The organism is Salmonella sp. SAL04162, from assembly GCF_046551535.1.
Classification (GTDB): domain Bacteria; phylum Pseudomonadota; class Gammaproteobacteria; order Enterobacterales; family Enterobacteriaceae; genus Salmonella; species Salmonella enterica.
In genome coordinates, this window is the sequence record NZ_JBGDVX010000006.1 from 340,260 (window position 1) to 349,403 (window position 9,144).

Below are 9,144 nucleotides of genomic sequence, written 5' to 3' on the forward strand. Positions count from 1 at the left end.
TATTACTAAACAGACAATATTCATAACCCAGAAAATCTTTCCCGCTCTGGCTTTGTCCGCCATTTTATCGTCAATTTTTACTCCGAAGTTATGTTTCCTGATTCAGGAGAAAATCATTCATTTTTTTCCTTTCCCAAGATAACTTGATGTTCTTTGTTCTGTGAAATGACAAGTGCTAAAGAGGCTGTTGAGTCCCTGTTCGCAATGTAAAAAACAAGAAAAAGATACAAAATAATCTACGTATTTTTCTACGTAAAATGCGACGTAAATCTCTACGTAGAATCAATTAAAAATGTACTATCTGAATAGATGAAATTGATTGTTTTTGGAGATGATATGAATAAGTCAGGTGATGGAAAAAAGGTAAATATCAGATTAGATAACGCGCTATTTAATGTGATTAAATATAATAAAGGCGAATCTGTGTTTAGTGATGTTACAGGTAATCAAATATTTGGGTGTGAGTGGAAAGATATAAAAAATAAAATAAGTATTTATTTTCATGGGGGGAATGAGTTTAAAGATGCGTTTTCCAGTGTAATGAAATATAAATGCGATAATGAAAACATTGAGAAATATGTAACTGGACTTAAGGAAATAGCATTAAAATATCTGATAAATGAAAGTTTATTGTCCTGGTGTAAAGGGCAGAGAGAAATGATGTTGGTATTACATGCGGTAATGCAGAGATACAAACTGATGTATCCTACACCAACAGTTTCATCGTTTTGTTTTTCTACTGATATATTTGACTGTGAAAAAGGTTGCGTAGACAAAACGGCTTTTCTACTTGCGCTGGATGAAATGAGTTTTTATATAGATCGTGAATGTATTCAAAGCGAAATTATGGAGGCGAAAAGATCGTGGGAATTAATCCAGGATATGGCCGAAAACCCTCTCCCATTCCCAGAGAAGAGTTACGCTGCAAAATATAAAGATGATTATCTTTGGGCTATTAAGTACATAGATAAAGTTTACGGAGAAGATATCGTCCTTCATATCGATAAAATTAATAACGCCTGCATATCGGATCAGTTGAGGGTATATCACAAGTACGATATTTACTTCTCAACCAGAAAGATGAATGAGTCAGAACTAAAGCTTTTTGTTATGAGAATGAAAAAGACCAGAAGTCAGAATAAATATCGTGAATCCGTGAAGGATAAAAAAGTATTAAATACATATATTAGCTCCGGAGCCAAAGCGAGACTTACGGCTATGGCTAAATATCATGGAATGAATATCAATGAGGAACTGGAACAACTCATTAATCATGCCTATACAAAATATCGGTAGCCTTACAACTATTTTCAGACAGATATTATCTCCATGACAACACTCAACAACCCGCCGCGAATCACCTTCCGGCGGGTTTTCTTTTAACTGTCGAAGGAGATAAAAATGATCTGCCCTCATTGTGGTTCTACGAATACGCAGAAGCGAAATATTGGCCGAAAAGTCGGTGGCGGGATTGGTGCCATCGCAGGCGGCGTTGCCGGTGCGGAGGGTGCCACGATCGGCGCAGCGGCAGGCTCCATTATTCCCGGCATTGGAACGATCGCCGGAGGCGTGATCGGTTTTCTGGTCGGGATGGGAAGTGGCGCTGCGCTGGGCGCAATGACTGGCGGGAGCCTGGATGGTGAGGTGCTTGATGAGTATCTCTGCCATGACTGTCTGCTGACATTCAATGATTAAATATTTTCTGGCTCTTGCCCCAGGCATCATTCTGCGTTGTACGGTTTAACCTCGCTTTTCCTGCTGTCGCCCTGTCGCTTCCCGCGACAGGGCCGGGCTTTATTTTCATGCTTTCACTCTGGTTCATCACGGATTGCCGGAGTGCTGCCCCATCACTCTCCGGCGTCATGTGGACATACCCTGTCCGCCTGGCTCGCCAGAAAGTGATGTAAAAACCATCAGTTTTGTCCACCAGCACCCGTAGTGACGGGGATCGGGCCACCGGGAAAAATATTTTTCGCCGTGTCCATACCCTGTCCGCGCCCCTCTTTATCATAACCACATATTTTTCAAGGCATTAAAACGGAGCCTTTTATGCCTCAGACTGAACGCCGTCATGAGCGGCTTGCCGACAGGCTGACGCAAATCATTCGCCGTCTGTTTGCCGGGGAGAATCTCAATATGCGCCACCTTGCAGAAGAGTTTGGTGTTTCCGTTCGTACCCTGCGCCGGGATCTCCGCGAACGCCTGACCGGATTGGATCTGGCCCCCGGTGGCACTGACTGCGGGTTCATTTACCGGGATTTTCAGCCATCTCGTCACCGCGATTAACCGGCGTAACCGTATCTCCCTGCTGGCGGAAGGGCAGCGCTGCGAGTGCCTCGCGCCTTACCGTCTTATCTGTCTTGATCGCAACTGGTATCTGACGGGCGAGTTATGGAATGACATTGCCGTGTTCCCGCTGGCCGAGATCCAGAATGTGGCGGTGCTGGCGGACACCTATACACGTAATGAAACCATCAGCCGTCTTACCCGTCATCCCAACTTTATTAATGCCTTACCGCATTACCGGTTTATCCGGGATCTGCTCGCCACCTTTAAATCCGGCCCGTTCCCGAACGGTGCCGACGAATAAATGCTGATGATTCAGCACAACACCACCGGATGGAGTTCACTGCCGGTTTATCTGAACGAAAAGGAGTACATCATGAAAATCCAGAAAATTACGCTTCGCCTCTGCCATGCCGGGCGTCGCTGCCCGGACTGCGGTTCATCGGACGATATCATTCCGTGGGGAGACGGCTGGATGTGCCGCGACTGCGGCTGTGAGTGGGGAAAAAATAACGGTTACTGATTCAGGGAGCGATGTCATGGGATTCTGGGATACAGCGGGTCGGCTCGCGCTCAGCGCGGCAAAAGAGGGGCTGAACACCGTCAGGGATATGAAAGAAACGCACGATCAACTGGAAGGGAAAAGCAGCTCACAACTGGAGCAGATCGCCGATAGCCGCAGGGTGGGGGAGATTGAAAGGCGGCTTGCCCGCAAGATCCTGCGCGATCGCGGTGAAAGATAATTGTCTGCGTTGTCCGGGGCCTTTTACGGCCCCGTTTTTATTGAAGGAAATAAACAAAGTGAAGATGAAAAACAGAATCACACAAGGGTTATTGGTCGCATCGCTGATGACGGCAAGCGCCGGGGCATGGGCTGCGGGTGCGGCAAAAACCGCCGTAGATGCACTGAACTGCACGGACGACAGTTGCCCATATCCAACCGACCTTTATAAATCCGATCCGGTTTATGCCCACGATATTGAAAGCAATTTAAGCGCGGCGGGAATGGCAAACCTGATTGGCCCTTCTGGCAAGCTGGCCGGGCCGGAAGATCCGCTGTCACCCGTACAGATTGGGGGCAAGACCTGGCTGAAGAGTATGGTGTGCGAGGCGGGTAATTGTGGTTATCACTATTTCAACTTTCTGTATCAGCCTGCTGCTCATCAGTTACTGGGGTACTATTTCGATGGTAAAGGAGTCTGGGTGGGCAAGCCTGATAACGAAGAGGCCAGTATCCTGACGGACGGTGAGATAAAAACCGGCCCCGGTGAAACAGGTACTGCGCCGGTTGCCACTGCACCCACTTCCGCGCCTGCATCACCGGATGCGCCGCCAGCCAACACCATCTGGACGTTCAGCAATAACGGCACGACACTCTGGCAGGCCTGTGGCGGTCAGAACAGCGCCTGTGCGATTGTGGGAAATTCAAAATGGTACGTTGCGGTGCTGAACCGTCGTTCGGCTACTGGCTGCGCTTTTGGTGACTTTTATGTCGCTGACCGGAGTTCAGCGTCGTGGCACCGGTACGACACCGGCACCTGTAGCGCCGATGCCTACATCCAGGAGGGCAGTATCAGCCACGGCCAGTATTCATCGGTCGATATTCTTATCAATGGGTCGCTGGTGAAGCAGTTCCCTATTGGTTACTGGTCAGCACAGAAATCATTCTCCGGCGGCAACCGGCCTTCCTGGTCGAAAACGAAACAAAACAGCCAGCACTAATCTCTTCTGTTATCACGCTTCCCCGGCCCCTGTCGCTACTAGCACAGGGGCTTTTTTATCTTTATACCTTCAGGAGTATTTATCATGACCCGATTATCCACGCTTTACGGTGCGGCAACCTCCATCCGCCGCGATCGCCCGCTGACCCACGATGAACTGATGCGCGTCGTTCCGGGCGTCTTTGGCGACGACAAACACACCTCGCGCAGTGCGCGTTATACGTATATCCCGACCATCACCGTTCTGGAAAGCCTGCAACGCGAGGGCTTCGAGCCTTTTTTCGCCTGCCTGGCCCGCGTGCGCGACCCGGATCGCCGCGAGTATACAAAACACATGCTGCGCCTGCGTCGCACCGGGCAAATCACCCAAAAGGAGGTGCAGGAGATTGTGCTGCTTAACAGTCACGATGGCACCAGCAGCTACCGCATGATGCCGGGGATGTACCGTCAGGTATGCAGCAACGGTCTGGTGTGCAGCCAGTCTTTTGGCGACATCCGCGTTCCGCATAAAGGCGATGTCGTCGGGCAGGTGATTGAGGGGGCGTATGAAGTGCTCGGCGTGTTCGACCGCATTGAACAGGGCAAAGAGGCGATGCAGGCTGTCACGCTTTCACCGGAGAACCAGAACGCCTACGCTCGCGCCGCGCTAGCGTACCGCTATGGAGAAGAGCATCACCCCGTCACCGAAGCGCAGGTGCTGAGCGCCCGTCGCTGGGAGGATAAGAAAGATGATCTGTGGACCACTTTCCAGCGGGTGCAAGAGAACCTGATGAAAGGCGGGCTGAACGGGCGCTCAGCACAGGGGAAACGCAGCCACACCCGCGCCATTAAAGGTATCGACGGCGATATCAAACTTAATCGCGCCTTGTGGGTGCTGGCTGAACAAATGCAGCAGGCGCTGAGCTGAAGAGGAGGACAAATGAATACTGCAATACCACTGATACCGGCATCCGCGCCCGATGCGCCACCCGCCTTAACGCCGTATGCACAGCGCACTATCAGAAGGGCCGTGAATCTGCTGGATAAGCACCTGCGCCAGCCCGGCGTGATTTTTACTTCCGCAGCATCCGTTCGCGACTGGCTGCGTCTGCAACTTTCGCCGCTAGAGCGGGAGGTATTTATGGTGCTGTTTCTGAATAATCAACACCAGTTACTGGCGCATGAGACGCTGTTCACCGGTGGTGTCCGCCATACGGAAGTTCATCCACGGGAAGTCCTGCGCACCGCCATGCGCCATAACGCTGCGGCAGTGGTGCTGGCTCATAATCACCCGTCCGGGGATGCCGAACCCAGTCAGGCCGATCGACTAATTACCACACGGCTGGTGAACACGCTGGAGCTGGTCGATATCCGCGTTCTCGACCACTTCGTGGTCGGCCACCGGGATATCCTGTCCTTTGCCGAACGGGGCTGGCTGTGAAAATCATCAGCAAGCGCCAGGCGATGGCGCTTTACCGGCAGACACCCGGCTCACGGCTGGCCTCTTACTGCACCGGTTATTACCGCTGGACCGGCAGTGTTTGCCATTACGCAGGTCGTCACGTACCCGATATCAGCGGCGTGCTGGCTGTATTTGCCGAACGCCGTCAGGATCGGCATGGCCCGTATGCACTCCTGCGCTGTGTGACCCTGAATTAATCATATTTACGGAAAATCCAAAATGGACACAAATGAAACACAATCCACGCCAGTATGGGGACTACGGAACGATGTCTTTCCGTCATTTGGCGCCCGGTTAGTTCAGGAAGGTAATCACCTGCACTATCTGGCTGACCGGGCGGGTATTTACGGTGAATTTACCCCGGAGCAACTAAAGACTCTGAATATCGTATTTCCAATGTTTATTAAACGCATGGAGGTCGCTTTACGCACTGGCGCACTCAATCCGCGCGAAGCCAGACGCTTTACGACTGCACTCCGGGGCATAACCTGCGAAGCCGACACTCGCGGATCGTTCGGTTACGTTTATCTTTCGCTTTACCCAACCGTCGTTAAAAACTGACCGGCATCCCCCCTCAATATCTGTTTACTAACGGAATTTCATTATGCAAACCCAATACAACCACCCACACCGGGCGACCCCGTCACAGCCGTCGCCTGTCGAAATCTGGCAAAAACTGCTGACCCATTTACTGGCTAAACATTATGGCCTCGAACTCAGTGACACGCCGTTTAGCGTAGAGAAGGTGATTCAGGAACACATTGACGCCGGTATCACGCTGGCTAATGCCGTGAACTTTATTGTGGAGAAATACGAACTGGTTCGTATCGATCGCAAGGGATTTAGCTGGCAGGAACAATCACCCTATCTCCGGGCTGTAGACATTCTGCGGGCGCGACAGGCTACGGGTCTGTTGCGACGTCAACGCTATCTCGCGGCACACTGAATCTTGCGAGCAGCCTTCCCATATTACATTCCCGATCTTTCTTCCCTGTTAACTCCCTGCATAATGCGCCTGCCATTCCCGGCAGGCGTGTTTGCTTTTATACGGACGAAAAATTATGCAAACAGAAGCTGAAGTGTTAACTAACCATAACGAACTTATCTGCTCGACAAATATTGAACGGATCGTCACCGGGCGGAATGCTGCGCTGCAACAGATTGAAGCCGTCATCCACCAGCTTGATGAGATTTCCCGCCTGACATCCAGTATTGGCGGCAACACGGCGGAGCACTGGGCGATGCGGCAAGGGCGGGCTTTTGACTGCTGGTTGATGCAGTCGGTGGATAAATCCTTGCCGGTAATCGCCCGCAATATCGATCGCGGTATCTGGCGTGACCTGATGCTGAAATCGGGGATGTTGACTTTGATGGACGCTGAAGCCCGCAGCCAGTGGGCAAAGGATCTGGAGGAGGGCGATCTTCCGGATATCAGTGAAGCCAATATCCTGAGTACCTTTGAGCAGTTGCACCACAATAAGCAGGACGTTTTTGAACGCGGCATTATCAATGTGTTCAAAGGACTAAGCTGGGACTATAAAACCAATAATCCCTGTTACTTCGGCAAGAAGATTATCGTCAACAATCTGGTGAAGCATGACAGATGGGGCTTTAGTCTGAACTGGGGCTGGCGGCGCGATCAGTTAGCCGATCTGGAACGGATGCTCTACCTGCTGGATGGTAAAACCATTCCCGACAACCGGCATGATATCTCTATCCGATTTATGGACTTTGTGCGCGACAACCCGCATCAGCAAGTTTTCGAAGACGAGCTTTTTACCATTCGTTATTTTCGTAAGGGCAGCGGACATATCACGTTCAAACGGCTGGATCTGGTGGAAAAGATGAATGACATCGTGGCAAAACACTTTCCGGGGATGTTGCCTGCGAAATAAGATGTGATGTTTTTATAGACACCTCTATGCTAATCTTAATAGGAGTTATTAAATGTTATTAAAGGAGGTAATCCCTATGGGTTCGCTTACTAAACAAACCATCAGCGCACAGATACCAGTGGAGTTGGCTGCTGCTGTTGAAAATCTGGCAATTGAGTTAGATCGTTCTAAGAGCTGGGTTATTAAGGAAGCATTGACCAGTATGCTGGCCGAAAGAGAACGGCGTCATCAGAGTATCCAGGCCGGTCTTGCCGATGTGGATGCCGGTCGTGTGGTGAGTCATTCGAACATGGTGGATTTCGCTAACCGTTTAAAGAAAGCTTGATAAATGGAAATTTACTGGACGCTTAAAGCTCAGGATGACCTGGAGCGGATCTACCGTTTTGCCCTTCAGTATAGCCGCCAGCACGCCGATGACGTTTTGGATCGCCTGATTACTGGATGCGCTGGTCTTACAGCACATCCAGCAATTGGCGTACAGCAGACTCGGTATGAACCTCGGGAAGTCCGAAAAGTGTTGTTTGATGACTACGAGGTTCACTACGAACTCCGTGACAATGATATCTATATCGTGGATCTCTGGCATACGAAAGAAGAACGATGAAGGAATTTTCTTTTCGTTCATGAGCGTTGATTACTGAGGAAAAAACACAATTTTGTGTCTTTACTCATTTATGTGTTTTAATGGCACTCTCTGCCCCTTATGAAGGATGGATGCCATGTTACAGAACAACATCAAACAGCTTCGTACCCAGCTATCTATCACCCAACGCGAACTGGCATTTATGGTTGGCACCAGCCAGCAGCAAATTCAACGTATCGAAACCGGGAAAGTTGCCGCAAAGCTGAGTCTCGCACAGGCAATATGCAATGCCCTGGATAAGCCTCTAAATGTCGTGTTCCCGGAAAGCGATCGGTTAATAAATGACTTCCGCAAGAAGCGTCGTAAAACCGATGAAGATCTTGAAGCGATAGCCACAAGCGGCATTGAAATGGACAGTGGTCTCTGGACCGTAAAACTTTGGCTACAGGGATATCAGGACTATTTGCTGTTGCCCATTTCAGCGGCGGATAAGCGGAGGTTTTATTATTATTTTCAGGAAAAAACCGCCCCAAACACAGAGCGCTTCTTAGTTTTTGATTCTTCCGAGTATCGTTATGCGTTAAATATGCGTGAAGTGGTATTTCACCAGTTTTTGTCTGATGGTCTGCGGCCAATCGTTGACGAAGAGGATGATGCCTGCGAAGACGATTATTTTAATGTCCATATTACCCTGGTGAACGGAGGGGGGGATATTCCACTGTGCGTTGAGTCTGATGCGCCGCAAAACGAAGAGACGTGTGAAATCGGTCAGTTGAACGCGTTTTTTGAAATGCTGGATTGTGAACCTGAAACAACGGATCGTTACATGCTGACCGATGAGGATGGTGAAGACGCTTTTATCCGTATTGGTTCTATCGCGATGGTGAGAGTTGCGCTTGACGTGCTGGAACCAGTGGAAGACGATGATGAGTGATTGGTTTAATAACTCGGGCTGGCGTTAATCGTCCGGGTTCGATACCGAAAATCAATGAATTTATGTGTTGGTATCTGCGTTGGTATATTATCAATGATGATATTTAAATTATTTATAAATCATGAGGTTTAATGTAATGTGCGAGTCCGGCCTTCCACCAAGTGATGCAATAATTAGCTGTATAAGGGTGGCTTTTTTTGTGTCCATTGACCCGTCCTGAATAGCGTTGACACGTTCCAGACTTAAATCCGGAGAACGTGATGATGACTGAGTTCAAACGCACC

14 protein-coding genes and 1 pseudogene are annotated in these 9,144 nt (G+C 49.6%); all 15 read left to right on the forward strand.

Going from position 1 to position 9,144, the window contains the following annotated elements:
- The first annotated feature begins 336 nt into the window (after window positions 1-336).
- On the forward strand, window positions 337-1,296 hold the full coding sequence (locus ACLJRH_RS14880) for a hypothetical protein (RefSeq protein ID WP_139385791.1): 960 nt from the start codon (window positions 337-339) through the stop codon (window positions 1,294-1,296).
- Window positions 1,297-1,401: 105 nt separating this feature from the next.
- On the forward strand, window positions 1,402-1,695 hold the full coding sequence (locus ACLJRH_RS14885; protein ID WP_000562957.1) for a hypothetical protein: 294 nt from the start codon (window positions 1,402-1,404) through the stop codon (window positions 1,693-1,695).
- A 354-nt stretch (window positions 1,696-2,049) separates the two neighbouring features.
- Window positions 2,050-2,590, forward strand: a pseudogene (locus tag ACLJRH_RS14890) (WYL domain-containing protein).
- Between the two features lie 72 nt (window positions 2,591-2,662).
- On the forward strand, window positions 2,663-2,809 hold the full coding sequence (locus ACLJRH_RS14895) for a hypothetical protein (protein WP_023892166.1): 147 nt from the start codon (window positions 2,663-2,665) through the stop codon (window positions 2,807-2,809).
- Window positions 2,810-2,825: 16 nt separating this feature from the next.
- The gene (locus ACLJRH_RS14900) at window positions 2,826-3,029 is read left to right on the forward strand and encodes a hypothetical protein (protein WP_023137300.1); all 204 of its coding nucleotides are present in this window, start codon (window positions 2,826-2,828) and stop codon (window positions 3,027-3,029) included.
- Window positions 3,030-3,093: 64 nt separating this feature from the next.
- Window positions 3,094-4,008, forward strand: coding sequence for a hypothetical protein (locus tag ACLJRH_RS14905; RefSeq protein WP_023137301.1), 915 nt, complete (start codon window positions 3,094-3,096; stop codon window positions 4,006-4,008).
- 84 nt (window positions 4,009-4,092) lie between these two features.
- The gene (locus ACLJRH_RS14910) at window positions 4,093-4,914 is read left to right on the forward strand and encodes a DUF932 domain-containing protein (protein ID WP_023137302.1); all 822 of its coding nucleotides are present in this window, start codon (window positions 4,093-4,095) and stop codon (window positions 4,912-4,914) included.
- Between the two features lie 12 nt (window positions 4,915-4,926).
- On the forward strand, window positions 4,927-5,427 hold the full coding sequence (gene radC, locus ACLJRH_RS14915; RefSeq protein ID WP_023137303.1) for a RadC family protein: 501 nt from the start codon (window positions 4,927-4,929) through the stop codon (window positions 5,425-5,427).
- On the forward strand, window positions 5,424-5,645 hold the full coding sequence (locus tag ACLJRH_RS14920) for a DUF987 family protein (protein WP_023137304.1): 222 nt from the start codon (window positions 5,424-5,426) through the stop codon (window positions 5,643-5,645). Before radC ends, ACLJRH_RS14920 begins: the two co-directional genes overlap by 4 nt.
- 22 nt (window positions 5,646-5,667) lie before the next feature.
- Window positions 5,668-6,009, forward strand: a complete 342-nt coding sequence (locus tag ACLJRH_RS14925) for a type IV toxin-antitoxin system YeeU family antitoxin (RefSeq protein ID WP_023137305.1) — start codon at window positions 5,668-5,670, stop codon at window positions 6,007-6,009.
- Between the two features lie 43 nt (window positions 6,010-6,052).
- On the forward strand, window positions 6,053-6,394 hold the full coding sequence (locus ACLJRH_RS14930; RefSeq protein ID WP_001194750.1) for a TA system toxin CbtA family protein: 342 nt from the start codon (window positions 6,053-6,055) through the stop codon (window positions 6,392-6,394).
- Between the two features lie 115 nt (window positions 6,395-6,509).
- Entirely contained in the window at window positions 6,510-7,343 is an 834-nt protein-coding gene (locus ACLJRH_RS14935) for a DUF4942 domain-containing protein (protein ID WP_023137306.1), read from the forward strand.
- 76 nt (window positions 7,344-7,419) lie between these two features.
- Window positions 7,420-7,668, forward strand: coding sequence for a CopG family ribbon-helix-helix protein (locus ACLJRH_RS14940; protein WP_023137307.1), 249 nt, complete (start codon window positions 7,420-7,422; stop codon window positions 7,666-7,668).
- Window positions 7,669-7,671: 3 nt separating this feature from the next.
- On the forward strand, window positions 7,672-7,947 hold the full coding sequence (locus ACLJRH_RS14945) for a type II toxin-antitoxin system RelE/ParE family toxin (RefSeq protein ID WP_000409332.1): 276 nt from the start codon (window positions 7,672-7,674) through the stop codon (window positions 7,945-7,947).
- A gap of 115 nt (window positions 7,948-8,062) precedes the next feature.
- Window positions 8,063-8,860, forward strand: coding sequence for a helix-turn-helix transcriptional regulator (locus ACLJRH_RS14950; protein WP_023137308.1), 798 nt, complete (start codon window positions 8,063-8,065; stop codon window positions 8,858-8,860).
- Window positions 8,861-9,144: the final 284 nt, after the last annotated feature.